This is a genomic window from Ehrlichia muris AS145 (genome assembly GCF_000508225.1).
Classification (GTDB): Bacteria; Pseudomonadota; Alphaproteobacteria; order Rickettsiales; family Anaplasmataceae; genus Ehrlichia; species Ehrlichia muris.
This window is the reverse complement of record NC_023063.1, coordinates 766,092-786,268: the sequence shown is the minus strand read 5'-3', so window position 1 is coordinate 786,268 and position 20,177 is coordinate 766,092. Positions and strand designations below refer to the sequence as shown.

Below are 20,177 nucleotides of genomic sequence, written 5' to 3'. Positions count from 1 at the left end.
TATGGGTCAGAAGTCTAATCCTATTGGATTAAGGTTAAAGATAATCAATACGTGGGACTCTTTGTGGTATGCTAATAAAGATTATACTACAAAGTTACATGAAGATTTTTTATTACGTAAGTTTATAAAAAAGGCTTTTTATCATGCTTCGATTAGTAAGGTTGTTATAGCTAGAAAAGTAGATGTAATCATAGTTAACGTATATTCTGCTAAACCTGGTGTAATCATAGGTAAAAAAGGGGCTGATGTTGATAAAGTAAAGCAGCAAATTGTTAAAATGATAAATAATAATATTGAATTAAATATAATAGAAATAAAGAAACCTGAATTGAAAGCAGTTTTAATAGCAGAAAATATAGCACAGCAATTAGAAAAGAGAATATCTTTTAGGCGTGCAATGAAAAGAAGTGTACAAAATTGTTTAAAGGTAGGGGCAAAAGGAATAAAGGTTAGTTGTGCTGGTAGATTAGGTGGAGCTGAGATTGCTAGAACTGAGTGGTATAAGGAAGGAAGTATTCCATTGCATACTTTTAGGGCCAATATAGATTATGGTTTTTGTGAAGCAAAAACAATTTATGGAATAATAGGTGTTAAGGTTTGGGTTTATCTTGGCGATATGAAATCGAGTAATGAGTAATTAGTGAGTAGAAATTATGTTTATACCTAAGAAAACTAAATATAAGAAGGATTTTAAAGGGCGTATTAGCGGTAATGCAAAAGGTGGATATACTTTATCTTTTGGGTCTTATGGATTAAAAGCTTTAGAGCCAAGTAGGTTAACTTCTAAACAAATTGAATCTGCAAGAAGAAGTATTTCAAGGACTTTAAAACGTGTTGGTAAAGTATGGATCAGAGCATTTTGTCATACTTCTGTCAGTAAAAAACCTATGGATGTTCGTATGGGAAAAGGAAAGGGAAGTGTTGAAATGTGGGTATGTAAAGTCAAGCCTGGTAAGATATTGTTTGAAATAGGTGGAGTTTCATTAAATTTAGCAAAGGAAGCATTGAATAAAGCTCAAGCTAAGCTTCCAATGAAATGTAAGTTTGTTAGTGATGAATTGTAAAGGTGTTGAGCTATGGATATTGTTGATATAAGATCTAAAACTAATAGTGAGTTGTGTGAGTTGTTAGTAAGTTTGAGGAAGGAATTGGTTAATGCTGTATTGAGCAAGAAAGTTGATAAATCAAGCAACCATTTTTATTGTACAAATATAAAAAAAGATATAGCCAGGGTATTAACAATATTGAACGAAAAGAAAAAAGAGGAAAAGCATGTCTAATAAGAGAGTTTTAACAGGTATTGTAGTTGGTGCAAAATGTGATAAAACTATAAAGGTAATGGTTTCTCATATGATAAAGCATAAGACATATAAGAAAATAATAAAAAAGCGTAAGAATTATGTAGTACATGATGAACATAATCAGTATAAGTGTGGTGATGTTGTGAAGATACAGGAGCATGTACCTATATCTGCTACTAAAAGGTGGATTGTAATTTAGAAGGTAATAAGTTTATGATACAGAAGAATACTTTATTAGATGTTGCAGATAATTCTGGTGCACGTAAAGTGTTGTGTATAGGATTGTTAGGTGGTAAGAAATCTGCTTCAGTTGGTGATATTATTATTGTTTCCACTAAGGTAATTACTCCGAGAGGAAAAGTTAGTAAAGGGAAAGTTTACAAAGCAGTGGTTGTTAGGGTAAAGGAAGCAGTACGTAGGTTAGATGGAAGTGTTATAAGATTTTCAAGTAATGCTGTTGTATTAATTAATGATCAAGGTGATCCATTAGGGACTCGTGTATTTGGTCCGATTAAAAAATTACCTTTTGGTCTTTTTTCTAAGGTTATGTCTTTAGCTGTAGAGGTATTATAAGATGGGTATGAAGATTATTGCTGGTGATGATGTTATAATAATCAGTGGCAAAGATAAAGGAAAAATGGGAAAAGTAGTAAAAATTCTGAAAAAAAAGCATTATGGTAAAGATGTTTCTTTTGCAATAATTTCAGGGGTTAATGTATGTAAGAAGAGTGTTAAAGCCACTCAAAAGAGTGATGGCGGTATTATAAATGTTGAGAAGCCTATAAATCTTTCAAATGTTGCATTATTTGATTCTACACTTGGGGTTCAAACAAGAGTAGGTTATAAATTTATTGATGAAAGAAAAGTGCGTTTTATGAAATCTTCTGGCAAAATTATAGAATAGGTTGTTTTTTTATGTTAAAGGATTTATATAAGAGTCATATTGTACCATCTTTGAAAGTTAAGCTTGGGTATAGCAATGTGATGCAAGTTCCTAAAATTGTAAAAGTTTGTTTAAATATAGGATTAGGTGTAAGTGGTTCTGATAGTAAAGTTATGAATTCTTGTGTACGTGATCTTGCATTAATAGCTGGTCAGAAGCCTGTAGCAACTTATGCAAAAAAATCTATAGCTGGATTTAAGATACGTAAAGGTTTTCCTATTGGATGTAAGGTTACTTTAAGGAATAATAAAATGTATGAATTTTTAGAGAGACTTATTCATGTTGTTCTTCCTAGAGAACAGGATTTCAAAGGATTATCTGTTAATCAGTTTGATGGTTGTGGTAACCTATCGATTGGTATAAAGGAGCATATTTCATTTTTAGAAATAGATTATGATAAAATAGATAAAATACTAGGGTTAGATATTAACATTGTCACAAATGCAGTTAACAATAATGATGCTAAGTTGTTGTTAATGGAATTTGGTCTTCCATTTATTAATTAAAGGGTATTTATGTCAAGAAAATCTGTTATACAAAGAAATTTAAAGCGTATATCTATTTGTAATAGATTGAAGAGTAAGAGAGAGAAGTTAAAAGCTATAATTAAAGATCAATCTATTTCTATGAATGATAGGTTCTTAGCTCAAATAAAGTTATCTAAGCTTCCTAAAGATTCATCTTATATTAGAATTAGAAATAGGTGTTTAATTACTGGAAGACCTAGAGGATGTTATAGAAAGTTTAAGGTTTCTCGTATTGTTTTACGTCAATTAGGTTCAATTGGACAAATACCTGGGTTGACTAAATCTAGTTGGTAATATTGAAAGGAGGGGTTAGTAGTGTCTTTGTCAGATCCTATTGCTAATTTTTTAACAAGTATACGTAATGGACAATTAAGCATGAATAAGGTGATAGAGGTTTCTTATTCTTATGTTATTCATGCTATATTACAAATTTTACTTTCAGAAGGATATATAGATGGATTTATTGAGAAGTCAAAGAGTTCTAATATAAAGTTTTTTGAAGTGAAACTTAAATATTATAATGGTGCACCTGTAATTAGTCAGATCGCTAGAATATCAAAGCCAGGTAAGAGGTGCTATTGTTCAGCTAAAGGTATGCCTAAGTTTTATAATGGGTTAGGCTTATATATAATATCGACGTCTAAAGGAATTATGTCAGATTATAATGCTCGTAAGTCTGGTGTTGGTGGAGAGATTTTATGTGGTGTTTTTTAGGAGATTAATTAATGTCAAGAGTTGGTTCTGTGCCTATAGCGGTTCCTAGTAATGTTCAGGTAGATTTAGTTGATAATCAGCTTATCTTAAAGAATAGTGAGAATTCATTAAAATTGACTTTAAATCATGGTATTCTTTGTGATATTACTGATGGCAAGATTATGTTGCGTACTAGTGATAAGTCTATCAAGTCGAGAGTAATGTGGGGAACTTACAGAAGTATAATTAATAATTATGCCATAGGCTTATCTCAAGGATTAGTAGTTGAACTTGAAGTTAACGGTGTTGGTTATAAAGCTGAAGTTAACGGTGAATATTTATCTTTATCATTGGGTTTTAGTCATGGTATAAAATATAAGATCCCTAAAGGTATTGTTATTCAATGTGTTAAACCCACTCAAATATTGGTTAAGGGTTTTGATAAACAAAAAGTATATATGGTAGCATCTGATATATGTTCAATTAGGAAATATAATCCGTATAAAGGTAAAGGTATCTCTATTAAAGGTAGATATGTTCATAGGAAAGAAGTTAATAAGAAAAAGTAAGAAATGAGGTAATGGTTAAAATTATGGTATATAATTGTACTAGACTTGAAAGGCGTAAAAGGCGTGTTAGATTAAAATTAAAAAGAAATTCATCTTTATTAAGGTTATCTATTTTCAAATCAAATAGGCACTTTTATGTTCAATTAATAGATGATAAATGTGGTAAAACGTTTGCTTCAGCATCTACTTTAGAACGTGAAGTTGTTGCTTTAACTAATAGGAAGGTTAACAGTTATTCTGTAAAGGTTGTTGCAAAGTTGATGTCTGATCGATTAAATAAATTGGATAATTGTAAAAAATTTATTTTCGATAGAGGCCTCTATAAGTATACGGGAATAGTTTCTGATTTTGCGAATGAATTGCGGAGTTATGGTTTTGAGTTTTAATAAATAGGTTTTATAATATGGATGTTGTAAAGAAGTCACGAAATGTTCATGGTTCTAATGATTTTTCTGAATTGATAGTTTCTGTGAGGCGGGTTGCAAAAGTTGTAAAAGGTGGCCGTAGGTTTTCTTTCTCAGTGTTAGTAGTTATAGGTGATGAGAAAGGTAAAGTTGGTTGTGGAATAGGTAAACATCTTGAAGTATCTGAAGCTAAAATCAAAGCTGTTAATGCTGCTAAGAAGAATATGATCAGAGTTCACTTACGTGAATCTAGGACTTTACATCATGATGTGAAAGCTAAGTTTTGTTCAAGTAAAGTTATGTTAAGGTCAGCTAAGGTAGGTACAGGTATTATAGCTGGTGGTTCTATACGTTTAATTTTTGAAGTTTTAGGGGTGCAAGATGTTGTAGCAAAATCTATAGGATCTTCAAATCCACATAACGTTGTATATGCTGTTTTTGCTGCTTTTAGAAAAATGCTATCACCGAAGCAGGTAGCTAATAAAAGGAGTAGGAAGATAGGTGATATTATTGAAAATAGGTAATTTATGGATACAGTTATAAAATTAAATAATATATTTAGCGGGTTACCTAAAAAGAAAAAATCTAAGGTGTTAGGTAGAGGTATAGGTTGCGGAAAAGGTAAGACTTCTGGTCGCGGACATAAAGGACAAAAAGCAAGATCTGGAGTTGCTATAAACGGATTTGAAGGTGGTCAACAATCTATATTTACCAGGTTGCCTAAAAGAGGATTTAATTCTCTGCTTAAAGATAGGTATTCAATAATCAATCTGTCTACAATTCAGAGGTTAATTGATAGTAAAAAAATTGAAGATGTTTCTGCAATTACGAAAAAAATTTTATTTAATCTAGGGATTATTTCTTCTGTTCAAGAAAAAATTAAGATTCTTGGAAATGGTAAGTTGAATACTGCAGTGGCAATTGAATATGATTTTATTTCAAAATCAGCGAAGTCACAAGTTACTTTATTAAGTAATGTATCAGAAAGTAAAGAATAATATTTAAATTCATAGTTAAGTAGTCTTATGTCACAAAAAATGGATTTACTATCTTGGAATAAGGATAATTTATTAGGTAAGCTTTGGTTTACTTTATTATGTCTTATTATATACCGTTTGGGTACATATATACCTATTCCTGGTATTAATCCGGATGTAATAGATGCAGTAGTTACAAAACATTCTGTAGGTGTCTTAGGGATTTTTAATGTATTTTCTGGTGGTGCTTTAGGTAGAATGACTATTTTTGCATTAAATGTTATGCCATATATAGTTTCTTCTATAATTGTTCAGCTATTATCAGTAACTATTCCAAAATTAAATGATCTTAGGCAAAATGGTGAGTTAGGACGAATTAAAATTAATAGTTATATACGGTATATGACTATTTTTTTCTGTCTAGTTCAAGGTTTTGTTATTTTACTTGGATTAGAGAAAATGAATACAGAAGCTAGTGTTGTAGTCATTGATCCTGGTATATTATTTCGTGTAGTAGGTATCAGTAGTCTGTTAGGTGGTACAATGTTTTTACTTTGGTTAGGGGAAAGGATCAGTAAAAATGGTATAGGTAATGGCGTATCTATGATTATATTTACAGGTATAGTAGCTGAGTTGCCTGGATCTTTTTCTTCTATGTTTTTATTAGGTAAAAATGGGAATGTTCCAATATTTGTGATTTTATTAATGCTTCTAATATTTTTTGCATTATTACTATTAATTATTTTTATTGAAAAATCTTATAGAAAGATATTAGTACAGTATCCTAAGAGACAAGTTAAAAATAAATTATATGGTAGTAGTTCTACTTATATTCCGTTAAAAATTAATATTTCTGGAGTAATTCCACCTATTTTTGCTAATGCTTTATTATTATCCCCGATCACAGTAGCAAATTTTCATCAAGGTTCTCCGTGGTCTGATTTTATATTAATGCATTTTTCATCTGGTAAGTTACTGTATATGGTGTGTTATGCATTATTAATAATATTTTTTGCATTTTTTTATACAGCTTTTGTTTTTGATTCGAAAGAAACATCAGAGATTTTAAAAAAAAATGGAGGTTTTATTCCAGGAAAAAGACCTGGGAATGGTACTTGTGAGTACTTTAACTATGTGATAAAGAGGTTAACTGTTTTAGGATCAATTTATTTAACAATTATTTGCATAATTCCTGAATTAATAAGGTATAACTATTCTGTTTCTTTTACTTTAGGAGGTACTAGCTTTTTGATAATAATAAACGTAATAATTGACACATTCTCTCAAGTACAGACACATTTATATTCAAGCAGGTATAGTACATTAATTAAAAAATCTGAATTATGGAAAATAAAATAAATATATTAATTTTTGGTCCTCCTGGATCTGGGAAAGGTACACAATGCCGTATTTTATCGGAAAGTTATAGTACTATTTCTGTAATTTCAACAGGAGATTTATTAAGGAATGAAGTAGAACTTGATACTGATGATGGTAGAAGAATTAAGCAAGTTATGGAATCTGGTGATTTAGTGAGTGATGATATAGTCTGTAAAATGTTTGCTAAATCTATTAGTAAGGTAAAGAATGGATTTTTATTAGATGGATTTCCAAGAAATTTAGGGCAAGCAAGATTTTTGACGGAAATTTTAGAAGAGTGTAATAGTCGGATTGATATAGTAATACAATTGCAATTGGATCTAGAAACAATAAAGAATAGGCTATATGGCCGTATTTTATGTAAAAATTGTGGACAGGTTTCTAATTTAAATTTTTTTGATAAAACAATAGATGAGATTTTTTGTAAGTTTTGTAAAAGCAATCAACTAGATTATCGTTATGATGATAAAGTAGAAGTTATCATAAAAAGAGTAAATCAATATAATAAAGAGATAAAAAAATTAGAGGATTATTATCGTGGTAAGGTTGTATGTGTTGATGCAGGTAAGTCAATAGAAGAAGTTACTTGTGATATAAAAGACAAAATAGATCCTTTAATTATTGGTTGACGTTAAGCTGCATATTTGCTATATTACAAAACATTTGTTATCTTGTGGAGGAGAGTTAGTGGCGCGTATAGCTGGAGTAAATATTCCTACAAATAAGCGTATAGTTATTGCTTTAACTTATATATATGGTATTGGTCTTTCTTTAGCTAATAGAATCTGTGAAGGTTGTAATATTGATCATAATGTTCGTGTTGTGAATTTAAATGATGATGAGATTATTAGAATAAGGAATTTTATTAGAGAGAATTATACAGTAGAAGGCGATCTAAGAAAAGAAGTTAGTATGAATATTAAATTTTTAACTGATATAGGATGCTATAGAGGGTTAAGGCATAGGAGAGGGTTACCTGTTCGTGGTCAAAGGACTCATACTAATGCTAAAACTCGTAAAGGTAGATCAAGATTACCAGTTGCTGCTAAGAAAAAATAACAAGGTATATTATGAGTGTAGTGTATAAAAAGAAAAAGAGAAATGTTGTAGTTGGGGTAGTACATATTCATGCTACCTATAATAATATCATTGTGACAGTTACAGATCAGCAAGGACATTCGTTAATATGTACTTCTGCTGGGGCATGTGGCTTCAAAGGTTCTAAGAAAGCAACCCCTTATGCAGCACAAGAAACAGCAAGTCATGCTGTTAAGACAGTTGTTGAACAAAATGGGATGAAAACAGTATCTATTAAAGTTTCTGGTCCTGGTGCAGGTAGAGAAGCAGCTATAAGGGCTGTACAGGCTTGTAATTTAAATGTTACTTCTATTAAGGATACTACAAAGCTTCCGCATAATGGATGTAAACTTCCAGGAAGACGTAGAGTTTAAGTATATTTGTTACTATGTGAGGTTCTGTTGTGATTTTTGATGAGGATTCTAATTCTATTGCTCAAGATTCGGGCTATACAATAGGTAATGCTTACTCTAGTGGGGTAAGTTATATATCAATGAGTGACCATTGGAGTAAATTGACTAAACCTTCTTCTATTAAGGTAGTTCCTCATGGTACTTCTTCGAACAAGGCAGATTTAGTTATTGAACCTCTTGAAAGTGGTTTTGCTTTAACTTTAGGTAATGCTTTAAGAAGAGTTATGATGTCCTCTTTACGTGGTTTTGCTGTTTATGGAGTTGAAATAGAAAATGTTTTGCACGAATTTACTTCGATTTCTGGAGTTAGGGAAGATGTCACAGATATTCTTTTGAATATTAGCATGATGAGAGTAAAACTTTCTGGTATGAATAGTAAGGTTCTATCTCTCAAAGTAAAAGGACCATGTGAAGTAAGGTCTGGGATGATAGCTGATACTGATGATTGTATTATACTTAATAAGGATTTATTAATTTGTACTTTAGATCAGGGTGTAGATTTTAATATAAAGATGTATGTTAATGCTGGAAAAGGTTATGTTCCGGCTGTAAAGCGTAAATCAGTTGCCAAGCTTGGTGATATACCAGTAAATTTCATTGCTACTAATGCTCTCTATAGTCCTATAAAAAAGGCATCTTTTAAGGTAGAAAGTAGTCGTATTGGCCAATTTACAGATTATGATAAATTAATTATGTCTGTAGAGACAGATGGATCTATTTTACCTGATGAAGCAGTGGCGTTAGCTGCAAGAATTTTGCAAGATCAATTTCAACCATTTATTAATTTTGATGAAACTGATGAGCCTCATAAGAAAGTTGATACTAAAGATACATTACCTTATGATTCTAATTTATTACGTAAAGTTGATGAGTTAGAGCTTTCAGTAAGATCTTATAATTGTTTGAAAAATGATAATATTACTTATATAGGGGATTTGGTTCAAAAAACTGAATCTGATATGTTGAGAACTCCAAATTTTGGTAGAAAGTCGCTTAATGAGATTAATGAGCTTTTAGCAAGTATGAATTTGCATTTGGGAATGAAGATTGCGAATTGGCCTCCTGAGTCCATTGAGAGTTTAAGTAAACAATATAGTGAAGAATGAGGTTATATTATGAGGCATCGTGTTGCTCATAGAAAATTTTCTCGTACCAGTGCTCATAGAGTGTCTATGCTTTTGAATTTATGTATATCTTTAATTAAGCACGAGAGGATATCTACTACTTTACCTAAAGCAAAGGAAATACGTCCTTATGTAGAAAAGCTTATTACCATTGGTAAGGTATATAAAGAAAAAAATTTAGTTTATGGAAAAAGGTTATTAATTTCTAAAATTAAAAATCCTGATGCAGCTGATAAATTGATTAATGCATTGTCAGTACGTTATAAAAATAGAAATGGTGGGTATACTAGGATTATCAAGAATGGATTCCGTAAAGGTGATAGTGCACCTATAGCAATTATAGAGTTTGTTGATAGACAAGCAGTAACTGTTGAAAGTAATAATAAGAGTTCTTAGTTTTGTATTTTTATAATATTCTCATGTTTTTTATCTAAAGTGATTGGTTATGAGATTTACACTTTCATGGTTGAAGCAATATCTTGATACAAATGTTTCTTTGGATTTAATAGTTAAGAAGCTTAGTGATATTGGTATAGAAGTAAATAGTGTAGATTATTGCGATCATTTAAAAACTTTTGTTATTGTTAAGGTATTAGAAGTAATTCCTCATCACTCAGCTAATAAGTTAAGGGTGTGTAAAGTATTTGATGGAAAGGAGACTTTCCAGGTCGTGTGTGGCGCTTCTAATGTAAGAGCTGGTATGAAAACTGTCTTAGCACATGTTGGTAGTGTAATTCCAAAAAATCAATCTGTGATTAAGGTGGTAAAACTACGAGGTGTTGAAAGTCATGGTATGTTGTGTTCTAATGATGAATTAGGAATTATAAACCATAATGATTCTAGTGATGGAATAATTGAATTGTCATCTACTTATAATGTAGGAGATACTTTTTTTCCTTGTGATCCAATTATAGAAGTTAACATTACTCCAAATCGTGGAGATTGTTTAGGAGTATATGGTATAGCGCGTGATTTAGCTGCTGCTGGTATAGGGGAATTGAGATGTATAGATCATCAAATTATTAGTAATTCTACCGGTTCTAATACTTCTCCAATTGGAGTTTGTGTACAAGTTGATGGAATAGTTAGGGGAAGATATATTAAAGGAGTAAAAAATTGTGAAAGTCCTAAGTGGTTAAAGGATTATTTGTTCGCATGTGGGATAAATTCAATTTCATTTGTTGTTGATATAACAAATTATATTATGCTGTCTTTCAATAGGCCACTTCATGTATATGATGCAAGCAAAATAACAAAGAAATTGATTTTTAAAAAAGCTGAGAATCAAGTAGAATTTTCTGCTCTTAATAATAAAAAATACATTTTAGGTGCAGAAAATATTATAGCTGTTGACTTAGATAATAATGTTCATGGTATTGCTGGAATAATAGGTTCTCAGTTAAGTAGTTGTTTATTAGATACAAAGGATATTTTCTTAGAATCTGCATGGTTTAATCCTGTAGATATTGTTTTGTCTTCAAGAAAAATTAAGTTATCTACTGATGCTAGTTATCGTTTTGAAAGGTTTCTTGATCCTAGATTTTTGCAAACTGGGCTAGATTTAGCTACGAAAATGATATTGGAATATTGTGGTGGCAAGCCTTTTGATGTTGTTTCTGATGAAAATTATTTAGTTAATGATATTGAGTTAGATTTTTCTCTAGAATCTGTAAGAAAAGTGGGAAATGTTGATATTCCAGTAAAACAAATTTCTGATTTTTTTATTAAGCTTGGTTTTACTGTAGATAGTAGTAATGAATATATCTGGAAAATGACTGTTCCTTCATGGAGGTCTGATATTAAGCATCATTCTGATATTGTAGAAGAAGTCCTTAGGTTATATGGATATGATCAAATAGGTGAAGAACCTATACCTATTTCTCATGTTGATATTACCGATAACTGTTATGATAGATTAAGATCAGTACTATTGGCTGAAGGATTGATGGAGGTAATCACTTGGTCATTTACAAATATAACATTTGCTAAGAAATTAGGGTATGATTCAGAATTATTGCTAATAGATAATCCCATTAGTGATAAGCTAAATTTAATGCGGCCAAGTATTTTATTGAATTTGCTTCAGGTTGTTTCTGAGAATCAAGCATATGGAAATAGTGAGATAGCTATTTTTGAGATAGGTCAAGTTTATAGTATTGATAATGTATGTAGTAATAACAGTTATGTAGTAGGTGGCGTCAGATATGGAAGTAATTTCCCACGAAATCTTTATAAACTTGATAGATCTGTTGATATTTTTGATGTCAAATCTGATGTTATTAGTATATTACAAGAATTGAATATTAAGTCTAGTGCTGTAGAATTTAAAAAGTCTAACAGATCATATCTTCATCCTGCAAAGTCTGCAGATGTATATTTTAACAATATTTTGCTAGGGTATTTTGGAGAGCTACATCCTGATATAATGCGTTTATATGAAATAAAGCGTCCAATAGTTTGTTTTGAGGTGTTTTTATATAAAATTCCTCAAGTAGATGTAGTACGTAAAGAATTTGTAGAATCATGTTATCAGTGTGTAAAACGTGATTTTGCTTTTTTAATTAATAAAGATATAAGTGTACAGCGTTTAATAGATGTTACCAAAAATAGTAACAGTACTTTAATAGATAATGTTGCAGTTTTTGATTTATATGAAGGGAATAATATAGGTGATAATAAATTATCTGTTGCATTATCAGTTACTTTCAAGCCTGTTGATCACACATTAAATGATCAAGAAATAAAAGATGCATCTGATCTGATAATTAATGCTGTAGCTCAGGAACTTGGTGGAATATTAAGATCTTTTTAATGTGCGTGTCCTTTTTGCTATTCATTTATTTAATATTTACGGATGTTATTTATATCACACTGAGATGCATAAGACAGTAGATTATATCTTTAATTTTTAAGTATAATATGCAAGTACCATGGGGAGAAAATTATTAATATTTATCACTTAAGTAATATCTCAATATCAATATAACTGTATGATCCGTAATAATTAATGTGTACTTGTTATTAAATGTAAAGGCTGGTTTTTTAAAACAATAGCATACTAATAAGTGCAAGTTTAAAATAAATATTCTTATTAGAATGTTTGAATGATACATGCATAAACAGTTAAAACTCATAAGTTTTTTGTTATCAGGTGTTTATTAATTTTTTTACCTTATTATGTAGTGAGATTAGATTCTAGTTATTTTTTACTTAAAGTCCTATATCGGTATACCAATTCACTGGACCTGTTTTAAATTATAAGGCTGGTTTTTAAAACAATAGCATACTAATAAGTACAAGTTTAAAATAAATATTCTTATTAGAATGTTTGAATGATACATGCATAAACAGTTAAAACTCATAAGTTTTTTGTTATCAGGTGTTTATTAATTTTTTTACCTTGTTATGTAGTGAGAGTAGATTCTAGTTATTTTTTACTTAAAGTCCTATATCGGTATACCAATTCACTGGACCTGTTTTAAATTATAAAGCTGGTTTTTAAAACAATAGCATACTAATAAGTGCAAGTTTAAAATAAATATTCTTATTAGAATGTTTGAATGATACATGCATAAACAGTTAAAACTCATAAGTTTTTTGTTATCAGGTGTTTATTGATTTTTTTACCTTGTTATGTAGTGAGAGTAGATTCTAGTTATTTTTTACTTAAAGTCCTATATCGGTATACCAATTCACTGGACCTGTTTTAAATTATAAAGCTGGTTTTTAAAACAATAGCATACTAATAAGTACAAGTTTAAAATAAATATTCTTAGTAGAATGTTTGAATGATATATTCTAAATAATTAACACTCATAAGTCTTCTTGTTATCAGATGTTTTATCAATTTTAATCCTGGTTGCAACAGCCAATTTACTGTTGTCATATAATTTTATAGGAAGATATATAATGCTTGTTCAAGATTACATAGATAGATAGATAGAATATATTTTGAATCACAGTATTTAGTATTGGATATGTAGTAAATATTAAGTTGTTTATAAAATAAAATATATTAATATTTTAACATTTATTAAATATATATTGTTAATGAATGTAATTATTAAAAAAATAATACTGTTGTTATATAAGAATCTTAATGACAATAAAAGTATGCTGATAATTTGGATGCCAGTATTACAAGGGGTTGGCATAATAGCATACTTTTCTTTAAATAGGGAACCACAAGATGATTTGTTAATATATCTTGCATGCTTATTATTAGTAAGTTTAGTTTTTATTTATTTAAAAAAGTATAGTATTTTATTTTTATCAATTTTCTTTGTCGTATTAGGATTTATTAGTGTTCAAGTAAAAGCACATTATTTTGTTAGTGATACATTACGACATCAGGTATATCTAAGGGATATTGTTGCTAAAGTAAAAGAAATAAGTACTAAACAATCGTATAAGAGATTGGTTGTTTGTGATATCAAAAATAGTAAATACAAGATAAAATGTATTAGGTTGGAAGTTCGTACTAAACTGGATAGTAGGATTGTAATAGGTGATATAGTACAATTTTCTGCAATTATTTATCCTCCATCAGCTGCTGTATCTCCATTTTCTTATGATTTTTCGCGTATAGCATATTTTAAAAATATAAGTGCGGTAGGTTTTACAATTAGTAATGTATATTTATTTAAAAAAATAAAAATAAACAAATTATAGAATATATAGAACTTGTAAGATTTGGTATATATAGAATACTTCTACGAAGCTTAACAGAAGATAGCGCTAATATATTAAGTGCATTATTAATAGGGAAAAAAGAAGGTATTAAAGATGATATAATGGATTCTATTAGAAATACAGGAATAGCTCATCTTTTTGCTATTTCTGGATTACATTTATCTTTTATTGCTGGGTTATTTTTTTCTTTATTAAGAAATTTATTAGTATTGTTTACAAGATTTGCGGAAAGATACAACATAAAGAAAATCTCTGCTGTTATAGCTATTATCGTGAGTCTAATTTACTTGTTGATTGCTGGAATACCTGTTTCAGCTCAACGTGCTTTTATTATGGTGAGTTGTATTTTTATTGGTGTTTTAATTGATCGAAATCATAATAATTTGTGTTCTATAGCAATTGCATCATTTGTTATATTATTAATTAACCCTGAATCATTGCTAAGTCCAAGTTTTCAAATGTCCTTTGCTGCTGTACTTGCTCTTGTTGCTAGTCGTAATATTTTTTTAAGGTTAGTGATGATGAATAATATACTACAGTATTTTTTATCAATTATTTTAAGTTCATTAATTGCAAGTTTGGCTACACTTCCTTATGTAATATATCATTTTAACTATTTTTCTATAGCAGGTGTTTTTGCTAATTTACTTGCAATTCCAATTACAACATTCTTTATAATGCCATTGGGGTTGTTATATATTGTATTGGGTATTGTTAATTTAGAGTTCTGTATTTCATGGATGGTAGAAAGTTCGGTCAGGGTACTTATACGTATAACTCAATATATTTCTAAAATAAATGGCTTAATAGTGTTATTGCATGCTTTTTCTTCAGTATCTATATTGGTTATTACTTTAGGCTTTTTATTTTTATGTTTATGGAAAGGAAGTGTGAGATTTTATGGATTAATACTGATTGTATTGGGTGTTTTTATTGGTATTAACTATATAACTCCTGATGTTATAGTGAATCAGTATAATATTGTAGTTAAAGAGTCAGATGGTAAGTTATATGCAATCAATCAAAAAGCTCATTTGACAAGTTTTGTAAATTTGACATGGGCAAGACAAAATGGTCAAGGAGAAATGTTAAGGCCTTATTTTGGAAGTAATAAATACTTATCTTGTAAGAAGAGTGAAGGGTGTATATATAGCAAATTAGGAAAAAATGTTTTAATTGCTTATAATGCTGATTATATAATGCGAAATTGTCTAAATGTAGACTTAATTGTACAAGGGAAGAAATTCATATATCCAGATAAATGCATAACCCAACATATTGATTATAGTGATATTAGGAAGTCATATGTTGTTTGGGTGACGAATAACAGTATAAAAATTGATAAGATATCTGGTAACAGGATATGGAATACATAAGTATATGCTATTCAGATGCACTGCATGAGAGTTGTTTGTTCTTATCATAGTTATATTTTGTTCAGAAATTATCTTATTGTTTTTAATAATGCATCTGTTAGTAGTGGGTTATGGGTATAGTTCATTATTATGTTGCCTTAATTAACAAATAAGAGATAAAGATTAGGATATCTTGCAGCAGGATATGGAATACATAAGTAATATGCTATTCCAGGTATGCTAATAAGAATATTTGTTCTCAGCTTATATTTGTTAGTAGTATGTTATTTTTAAAAAACTAGTCCAATAAAAAGGATTTGGACTTGGAACATCTAGCTTTGATGGTCCGTTAGCTGAGGCTGCATTTAAATATATTCCTGTATTTTGGTAGCAGTACTAGTATAGCAATAGTATTACTAATTAATATCAGTGATATAGAAATATCAGCTATGTTCCACAGAAGCTGCACTTTTCCTAGTGCTCCTATTGGTATTATTATAGTGTATAGAATTTTCCAAATTTTTATACATAAAGTATCTTTTCCATCTGTGAGACAATATAGAGTGCTTTTAGCACAGACAAACCATGTGAAAATAGTTGTGAATGAGAAGCAAAACATGATTACTATGATAACATAATTTATATATTCTGAATCAAATGCAGATCTAAAAGCGGCTATACACATGTTGGTACTTTCGAGAGGTCCAAGCCATGTATTAGTGACAAGTATAACAAGAGTTGTGATCAATGTAATAATGACTACTATAAATGGGGAAATTAAAGAAATAAAACTTTGATGTATATTGAAGTCTTTACTATTGCTATTTATAGAAGAGTGAACCATACCTTCTAGTCCTAGTCCTATGTCTGTTGCAAATATACCTCTAAGAGTTCCTACTTGGATTATATGAAATGTTTCTAGAATAAATGCTCCTATCATTCCTGACTTAAAACTTTCAAATGTGAGGAAATTAGAAAAAATTAATTTTATAGAAGGTATAATGTTTTCACTAAATTTATACAGTACAAAAGATGCTAATGCTATATATGCTATAGCCATTGTTGGTACAAGTTTTGAAATTAATGCTGTAATGATTTCCAGTCTTAATATTGTAACAGCAAAGAATACTACACACATGAATAATCCTGCTATTATTGGAGGTTTATTAATTAATTCCATTGGTATTGATAGAGAATTAACTTGAACAAAATTACCTATTGTAATAGAACATATAAGCATAAGTATAGTAAAAACTGTCACAGCTTTTTTTGTTTTGAATGCATGTTTAAAGTATATAGCTGGTCCTCCAATGTATTGCTTATTAATTTTTACTCGTGTTTCTATGCTTAGATAACAAGTTGTATATTTGATAATTGAACATAGGGTTACTATAATGACCATCCATAAAGCAAATCCTGGACTTCCTGATTTTAATGCAACTGCTGTACCTGAGATATTTCCAACACCTAAATTTCCGCCTATTATTGTACATAGTGCAGCAATAGAAAAGGATTTATCGCGATATTTTTTCATTGTGATTAATGATATCGCACTTGGGAGTTTTGTAATTTGTAAGAATTTTGATTTTATTGATAAATAAATACCAGTAAATAGCAGCAAAAACACTGCTGGAAAAGATAACACTAAATTTAACATATTCATAGCTACTTCATGCAAACTAAAATTAGAAAAACTTTTATGAAATCAAAATAGTTATTTAAAATCTTTTAAGAGTGTAAGCGTGGAGCATTTAGGTAACTTACCAACCTCAATGACATCTCTTTAAAACTTACTTTTGGTGTGTATCTATTACCAATTAATATATAATAGTACCCTCTAATGGCATGCTTGACAATAATACTTTGCGCTAATGCACGAAAACGCCTTTTGACTTTATTACGTATAACAGCTTTGCCAACTTTCTTACTTACTGTAAACCCAACTCTAACGTACCCACCTTCTAAAGGACCATTATACTCCTTAACAGCTTGTAAGAATAACCCACCACCTCCTATAGAAGTACCATTGTTTCTTGCAAATAGAAAACACTTTCTTTTTTTTACTGTAACTATACCTTTTAAGCGCATAAAACACGACGACCCTGAGCACGTCTGCGATTTAAAATTCTTCTCCCCATTTTAGTTGACATTCTTGATCTAAAGCCGTGCCTACGTTTGCGTACAATTCTACTAGGCTGAAAAGTCCTTTTCATCTTAGAATTTCCTAATAAGTGTTAAAACTATATTTTTAAAGGCTATATGGTGTGATAGTATTTGTCAAGAAGGAGTTTGGCAATTTTTATTAGATAAAAGAATAATTTATTTAGTTTTTGACTAAGGTCATTCTATAGAATACTAAAATTACTGATATAAACTCATAATTAACTAAAAAAAATGATCATTTAAGGTTGAATGTACGGGTTTTTTATTTTTTATTAGTGGTTGATTGTGTATATACTTTCTACATCTCAGTTGATATTAAGAGGATATATGTTGTGTAAAGTGAAAGATATTATGTCTAATTTTGGAGAATATCGTTTATTATTGAGATTACATAGTGTAGAAGTAATTTTATTGCTAATATTTCCTGCTTCAGCCAGTATAGCTTTAGTATCTCATAGTGTATTAGAGGCTTGTGGTTATATGTTTTTATGTTCTTTAGGAGCATTTGTCATGAGACCAGCTGGATGCATCATTAATGATATTTTTGATAGAAAAATAGATGCGGAAGTAAAAAGGACAAAAAATAGGCCATTAGCAAATAATAATCTAAGTGTTTTTCAAGCATTAAAAATATTGATAATACTTTTATTGTGCGCAGGCATATTGCTTGTATTTACTAATATGTATACTGTTAAACTTAGTGTGATATCAATGGTACTAATTATTTTATATCCGTTAGCTAAAAGATGTTTCCCTTGGCCGCAGTTAGTGCTTGGAGTAGTTTTTAATGTTGGAGTATTAATGGGATGTACTATGACCGTTGGTCATTTAACATTGAGTTGTGTATTGTTTTATATAGGATGTATTTTTTGGACAGTAGGGTATGATACCATATATGCTTTACAAGATAAAGAGTATGATATCAATTTAGGAGTGCAATCTACTGCAATAAAATTTGGTAGTGATGTTAGATTGTGGATTGGACGGTTATATATGATTACTGTTACGATGTGGACTTCTGCTGGTATAATTTCTGTATTGCATCCTATCTTTTATATGGCAATTCTGTTTATTGTTGTAATTTTCTATTATCAGTATAAAAAATCAGATTTTGACAACCCGGAAAAATGTATGTATATGTTTAAAGTAAATATATATGTAGGATTAATTTTGTTTTTAGGTACTGTGCTTGGTAGGGTGCTTTGAGTGATGTTTAAAAGTAGTACTGTAGTTGTGTGGTGGGTGATCTGATAAATGCAGGTTGGTGATTTTTCTAAGGCTTATATTAAATCTTGCTTAAGTGAATTTGTTACTGGTGTAACAGTTGTGACTACAGTTAGTCCAAGTGGTAGTATGCATGGCATTACTGTTAATTCGTTTAATTCTGTTTCTTTAGTCCCACCTATGGTATTATTTTCAATTGAAAAGTCTGCTTCTAGGTTTGAAATATTTCATACATGTTCAAAATTTATTGTGAATATATTGAGTGATAAACAAAAAAGTATATCTCAAGATTTTGCAGAGTCTGACGTAAAAGATTGGAAAGATTTTAATTATAGTGTTATGGATGGTATTCCAATTATTGATGGGGTAATATCGTATATATATTGTGCTAAAAAACATGTGTATGACGGTGGGGACCATAAGATTATAGTTGGTGAGGTTATAAGTTGTTCAAAGCTGAATAGTAATGATAAGCCACTGGTGTATTATAAAGGTAAATATATGATGATAGGAGGTATGTTGTGACAAAGGTAAACATAGGAATAGTTGGTTGTTTGGGCAAGCAGGGTAGACGATTAGTTAATGAAATATCGGCAAGTCCTTATGCTCAAGTAAGTTCAGGTCTTGTTCGTCCAGGTAATCCACATGTCGGACAAATCTTAGGGGAAGTTGTAGGATGTGATTGCTGTGCTAAAATTACTGATTCTTTAGAGCATCTTTTTGAGGTTTCAGATATTGTTGTGGAATTTACTAATCCTACAACACTGTTGGAATGTATCCAAATGGCTGAAAACAAGAGAAAGCCTCTCTTAAGTGGTACTACTGGTCCAGCTGCTACAGAAATGGTTTTTGAAGATTATATAAAGAATATACCATTTTTATGGACTACAAATGTAAGCTTTGGTGTTAATATACTTGCAAGATTAGTTGAAGAAACTGCAAAGAAGCTATTTGATTATGATGTTGAAATTTGGGAAATGCATCATAGATATAAGAAAGACTCTCCATCTGGTACATCTTTAATTTTAGGAAAAGCTGCAGCTAAGGGAAGAAATGTTCCATTTAAAATGGCTCAATACGTAGGGGGTACTCCACAAGAAGCTAGAAAAGATCTTAATACTATTGGATATGCTGTATCTAGGGGTGGTGCTGATTTGAGTGATCACAGAGTTATGTTTGTGAGTGATGAAGAGATGATAGATTTTAATCATAGAACATTAAATAAGAATCTTTATGCAAAAGGAGCTTTAAAAGCTGCATTGTGGCTAGTAAAGCAACCTCCTGGTGTATATACAATGTCAGACATGATGGCTACTATAGTGTAGTTTTTAATTA

The 20,177-nt window shown here is 30.0% G+C and carries 28 protein-coding genes; 25 read left to right on the top strand and 3 right to left on the bottom strand.

The genetic code is table 11. From position 1 onward, the window contains the following. The first annotated feature begins 1 nt into the window (after position 1). From rpsC to MR76_RS04955, 22 genes are all read left to right on the top strand, one after another. The gene (rpsC, locus tag MR76_RS03020) at positions 2–637 is read left to right on the top strand and encodes a 30S ribosomal protein S3 (RefSeq protein ID WP_024072226.1); all 636 of its coding nucleotides are present in this window, start codon (positions 2–4) and stop codon (positions 635–637) included. 16 nt (positions 638–653) lie between these two features. After that, positions 654–1,064, top strand: coding sequence for a 50S ribosomal protein L16 (rplP, locus tag MR76_RS03015; protein WP_024072225.1), 411 nt, complete (start codon positions 654–656; stop codon positions 1,062–1,064). Positions 1,065–1,076: 12 nt separating this feature from the next. After that, positions 1,077–1,280: a 50S ribosomal protein L29 gene (gene rpmC / locus MR76_RS03010; protein ID WP_024072224.1), complete on the top strand. Its 204-nt coding sequence runs from the start codon at positions 1,077–1,079 to the stop codon at positions 1,278–1,280. Then, entirely contained in the window at positions 1,273–1,500 is a 228-nt protein-coding gene (gene rpsQ / locus MR76_RS03005) for a 30S ribosomal protein S17 (protein ID WP_024072223.1), read from the top strand. Before rpmC ends, rpsQ begins: the two co-directional genes overlap by 8 nt. 14 nt (positions 1,501–1,514) lie before the next feature. Then, positions 1,515–1,874, top strand: coding sequence for a 50S ribosomal protein L14 (gene rplN, locus MR76_RS03000; RefSeq protein ID WP_024072222.1), 360 nt, complete (start codon positions 1,515–1,517; stop codon positions 1,872–1,874). A gap of 1 nt (position 1,875) precedes the next feature. Beyond that, the gene (rplX, locus tag MR76_RS02995) at positions 1,876–2,205 is read left to right on the top strand and encodes a 50S ribosomal protein L24 (protein WP_024072221.1); all 330 of its coding nucleotides are present in this window, start codon (positions 1,876–1,878) and stop codon (positions 2,203–2,205) included. A gap of 11 nt (positions 2,206–2,216) precedes the next feature. After that, positions 2,217–2,750, top strand: coding sequence for a 50S ribosomal protein L5 (gene rplE, locus MR76_RS02990; protein ID WP_024072220.1), 534 nt, complete (start codon positions 2,217–2,219; stop codon positions 2,748–2,750). A gap of 9 nt (positions 2,751–2,759) precedes the next feature. Further along, positions 2,760–3,065 (top strand): 30S ribosomal protein S14, encoded by a 306-nt coding sequence (rpsN, locus tag MR76_RS02985; protein ID WP_024072219.1) that lies wholly within the window; start codon positions 2,760–2,762, stop codon positions 3,063–3,065. A 21-nt stretch (positions 3,066–3,086) separates the two neighbouring features. Further along, on the top strand, positions 3,087–3,485 hold the full coding sequence (rpsH, locus tag MR76_RS02980; protein ID WP_024072218.1) for a 30S ribosomal protein S8: 399 nt from the start codon (positions 3,087–3,089) through the stop codon (positions 3,483–3,485). Positions 3,486–3,496: 11 nt separating this feature from the next. Beyond that, positions 3,497–4,033, top strand: coding sequence for a 50S ribosomal protein L6 (rplF, locus tag MR76_RS02975; protein WP_024072217.1), 537 nt, complete (start codon positions 3,497–3,499; stop codon positions 4,031–4,033). Positions 4,034–4,056: 23 nt separating this feature from the next. Then, complete coding sequence (locus MR76_RS02970; protein WP_024072216.1) at positions 4,057–4,419, top strand: 50S ribosomal protein L18; 363 nt, start codon at positions 4,057–4,059, stop codon at positions 4,417–4,419. Positions 4,420–4,436: 17 nt separating this feature from the next. Beyond that, positions 4,437–4,961: a 30S ribosomal protein S5 gene (rpsE, locus tag MR76_RS02965; protein WP_024072215.1), complete on the top strand. Its 525-nt coding sequence runs from the start codon at positions 4,437–4,439 to the stop codon at positions 4,959–4,961. A gap of 3 nt (positions 4,962–4,964) precedes the next feature. Beyond that, a complete protein-coding gene (gene rplO / locus MR76_RS02960; protein WP_052327679.1) occupies positions 4,965–5,435 on the top strand; it encodes a 50S ribosomal protein L15 in 471 nt (156 codons plus the stop codon). A gap of 39 nt (positions 5,436–5,474) precedes the next feature. Next, positions 5,475–6,773 (top strand): preprotein translocase subunit SecY, encoded by a 1,299-nt coding sequence (gene secY, locus MR76_RS02955; RefSeq protein WP_024072213.1) that lies wholly within the window; start codon positions 5,475–5,477, stop codon positions 6,771–6,773. Further along, on the top strand, positions 6,758–7,423 hold the full coding sequence (locus MR76_RS02950) for an adenylate kinase family protein (protein ID WP_024072212.1): 666 nt from the start codon (positions 6,758–6,760) through the stop codon (positions 7,421–7,423). Before secY ends, MR76_RS02950 begins: the two co-directional genes overlap by 16 nt. Positions 7,424–7,481: 58 nt before the next feature. After that, positions 7,482–7,853, top strand: coding sequence for a 30S ribosomal protein S13 (gene rpsM / locus MR76_RS02945; protein ID WP_024072211.1), 372 nt, complete (start codon positions 7,482–7,484; stop codon positions 7,851–7,853). A gap of 11 nt (positions 7,854–7,864) precedes the next feature. Further along, positions 7,865–8,245 carry a 30S ribosomal protein S11 gene (gene rpsK, locus MR76_RS02940; protein WP_024072210.1) on the top strand — a complete coding sequence of 127 codons (381 nt, stop codon included), beginning with the start codon at positions 7,865–7,867 and terminating at the stop codon, positions 8,243–8,245. 29 nt (positions 8,246–8,274) lie between these two features. Continuing rightward, on the top strand, positions 8,275–9,390 hold the full coding sequence (locus MR76_RS02935; protein ID WP_081712323.1) for a DNA-directed RNA polymerase subunit alpha: 1,116 nt from the start codon (positions 8,275–8,277) through the stop codon (positions 9,388–9,390). 9 nt (positions 9,391–9,399) lie between these two features. After that, positions 9,400–9,804, top strand: coding sequence for a 50S ribosomal protein L17 (gene rplQ, locus MR76_RS02930; protein WP_024072208.1), 405 nt, complete (start codon positions 9,400–9,402; stop codon positions 9,802–9,804). A gap of 49 nt (positions 9,805–9,853) precedes the next feature. Then, positions 9,854–12,220, top strand: coding sequence for a phenylalanine--tRNA ligase subunit beta (gene pheT / locus MR76_RS02925; RefSeq protein WP_024072207.1), 2,367 nt, complete (start codon positions 9,854–9,856; stop codon positions 12,218–12,220). 1,301 nt (positions 12,221–13,521) lie between these two features. Continuing rightward, positions 13,522–14,079: a DUF4131 domain-containing protein gene (locus MR76_RS04960; RefSeq protein WP_235111249.1), complete on the top strand. Its 558-nt coding sequence runs from the start codon at positions 13,522–13,524 to the stop codon at positions 14,077–14,079. 122 nt (positions 14,080–14,201) lie between these two features. Next, positions 14,202–15,476 carry a ComEC/Rec2 family competence protein gene (locus MR76_RS04955; RefSeq protein ID WP_235111247.1) on the top strand — a complete coding sequence of 425 codons (1,275 nt, stop codon included), beginning with the start codon at positions 14,202–14,204 and terminating at the stop codon, positions 15,474–15,476. Positions 15,477–15,804: 328 nt separating this feature from the next. Here MR76_RS04955 and MR76_RS02915 read toward each other — a convergent pair whose 3' ends face one another. The 3 genes from MR76_RS02915 to rpmH all read right to left on the bottom strand — a co-directional run bounded on the left by MR76_RS02915 (position 15,805) and on the right by rpmH (position 17,668). After that, a complete protein-coding gene (locus tag MR76_RS02915; RefSeq protein WP_024072206.1) occupies positions 15,805–17,118 on the bottom strand; it encodes an alanine/glycine:cation symporter family protein in 1,314 nt (437 codons plus the stop codon). Positions 17,119–17,183: 65 nt separating this feature from the next. After that, on the bottom strand, positions 17,184–17,543 hold the full coding sequence (gene rnpA / locus MR76_RS02910) for a ribonuclease P protein component (RefSeq protein ID WP_024072205.1): 360 nt from the start codon (positions 17,541–17,543) through the stop codon (positions 17,184–17,186). Next, entirely contained in the window at positions 17,534–17,668 is a 135-nt protein-coding gene (gene rpmH / locus MR76_RS04725) for a 50S ribosomal protein L34 (RefSeq protein WP_081712322.1), read from the bottom strand. The genes rnpA and rpmH overlap by 10 nt, the downstream gene beginning before the upstream one ends. A 277-nt stretch (positions 17,669–17,945) precedes the next feature. Here rpmH and ubiA point away from each other — a divergent pair, with 277 nt between their 5' ends. From ubiA to dapB, 3 genes are read left to right on the top strand one after another with little or no spacing between them, the layout of a single operon-like run. Continuing rightward, positions 17,946–18,824: a 4-hydroxybenzoate octaprenyltransferase gene (gene ubiA, locus MR76_RS02905; protein WP_024072204.1), complete on the top strand. Its 879-nt coding sequence runs from the start codon at positions 17,946–17,948 to the stop codon at positions 18,822–18,824. Between the two features lie 48 nt (positions 18,825–18,872). Continuing rightward, the gene (locus MR76_RS02900) at positions 18,873–19,367 is read left to right on the top strand and encodes a flavin reductase family protein (protein WP_024072203.1); all 495 of its coding nucleotides are present in this window, start codon (positions 18,873–18,875) and stop codon (positions 19,365–19,367) included. Next, positions 19,364–20,167, top strand: a complete 804-nt coding sequence (gene dapB, locus MR76_RS02895) for a 4-hydroxy-tetrahydrodipicolinate reductase (protein ID WP_024072202.1) — start codon at positions 19,364–19,366, stop codon at positions 20,165–20,167. The genes MR76_RS02900 and dapB overlap by 4 nt, the downstream gene beginning before the upstream one ends. Positions 20,168–20,177 lie beyond the last annotated feature (10 nt).

Excerpts from the sequence above, each read along its gene's own strand:
- rplQ (WP_024072208.1), top strand. The coding sequence starts at position 9,400 with ATGAGGCATCGTGTTGCTCATAGAAAATTTTCTCGTACCAGTGCTCAT.
- pheT (WP_024072207.1), top strand. The coding sequence starts at position 9,854 with ATGAGATTTACACTTTCATGGTTGAAGCAATATCTTGATACAAATGTT.
- MR76_RS04955 (WP_235111247.1), top strand. The coding sequence starts at position 14,202 with ATGGATTCTATTAGAAATACAGGAATAGCTCATCTTTTTGCTATTTCT.
- rpsE (WP_024072215.1), top strand. The coding sequence starts at position 4,437 with ATGGATGTTGTAAAGAAGTCACGAAATGTTCATGGTTCTAATGATTTT.
- rplE (WP_024072220.1), top strand. The coding sequence starts at position 2,217 with ATGTTAAAGGATTTATATAAGAGTCATATTGTACCATCTTTGAAAGTT.
- MR76_RS02950 (WP_024072212.1), top strand. The coding sequence starts at position 6,758 with ATGGAAAATAAAATAAATATATTAATTTTTGGTCCTCCTGGATCTGGG.
- rpsC (WP_024072226.1), top strand. The coding sequence starts at position 2 with ATGGGTCAGAAGTCTAATCCTATTGGATTAAGGTTAAAGATAATCAAT.
- rplX (WP_024072221.1), top strand. The coding sequence starts at position 1,876 with ATGGGTATGAAGATTATTGCTGGTGATGATGTTATAATAATCAGTGGC.
- rpmC (WP_024072224.1), top strand. The coding sequence starts at position 1,077 with ATGGATATTGTTGATATAAGATCTAAAACTAATAGTGAGTTGTGTGAG.
- rpsQ (WP_024072223.1), top strand. The coding sequence starts at position 1,273 with ATGTCTAATAAGAGAGTTTTAACAGGTATTGTAGTTGGTGCAAAATGT.
- rplF (WP_024072217.1), top strand. The coding sequence starts at position 3,497 with ATGTCAAGAGTTGGTTCTGTGCCTATAGCGGTTCCTAGTAATGTTCAG.
- MR76_RS02970 (WP_024072216.1), top strand. The coding sequence starts at position 4,057 with ATGGTATATAATTGTACTAGACTTGAAAGGCGTAAAAGGCGTGTTAGA.
- MR76_RS02900 (WP_024072203.1), top strand. The coding sequence starts at position 18,873 with ATGCAGGTTGGTGATTTTTCTAAGGCTTATATTAAATCTTGCTTAAGT.
- rnpA (WP_024072205.1), bottom strand. The coding sequence starts at position 17,543 with ATGCGCTTAAAAGGTATAGTTACAGTAAAAAAAAGAAAGTGTTTTCTA.
- rpmH (WP_081712322.1), bottom strand. The coding sequence starts at position 17,668 with ATGAAAAGGACTTTTCAGCCTAGTAGAATTGTACGCAAACGTAGGCAC.
- rplP (WP_024072225.1), top strand. The coding sequence starts at position 654 with ATGTTTATACCTAAGAAAACTAAATATAAGAAGGATTTTAAAGGGCGT.
- MR76_RS04960 (WP_235111249.1), top strand. The coding sequence starts at position 13,522 with ATGCTGATAATTTGGATGCCAGTATTACAAGGGGTTGGCATAATAGCA.
- ubiA (WP_024072204.1), top strand. The coding sequence starts at position 17,946 with ATGTTGTGTAAAGTGAAAGATATTATGTCTAATTTTGGAGAATATCGT.
- rplN (WP_024072222.1), top strand. The coding sequence starts at position 1,515 with ATGATACAGAAGAATACTTTATTAGATGTTGCAGATAATTCTGGTGCA.
- secY (WP_024072213.1), top strand. The coding sequence starts at position 5,475 with ATGGATTTACTATCTTGGAATAAGGATAATTTATTAGGTAAGCTTTGG.
- MR76_RS02915 (WP_024072206.1), bottom strand. The coding sequence starts at position 17,118 with ATGAATATGTTAAATTTAGTGTTATCTTTTCCAGCAGTGTTTTTGCTG.
- rplO (WP_052327679.1), top strand. The coding sequence starts at position 4,965 with ATGGATACAGTTATAAAATTAAATAATATATTTAGCGGGTTACCTAAA.
- rpsK (WP_024072210.1), top strand. The coding sequence starts at position 7,865 with ATGAGTGTAGTGTATAAAAAGAAAAAGAGAAATGTTGTAGTTGGGGTA.
- rpsN (WP_024072219.1), top strand. The coding sequence starts at position 2,760 with ATGTCAAGAAAATCTGTTATACAAAGAAATTTAAAGCGTATATCTATT.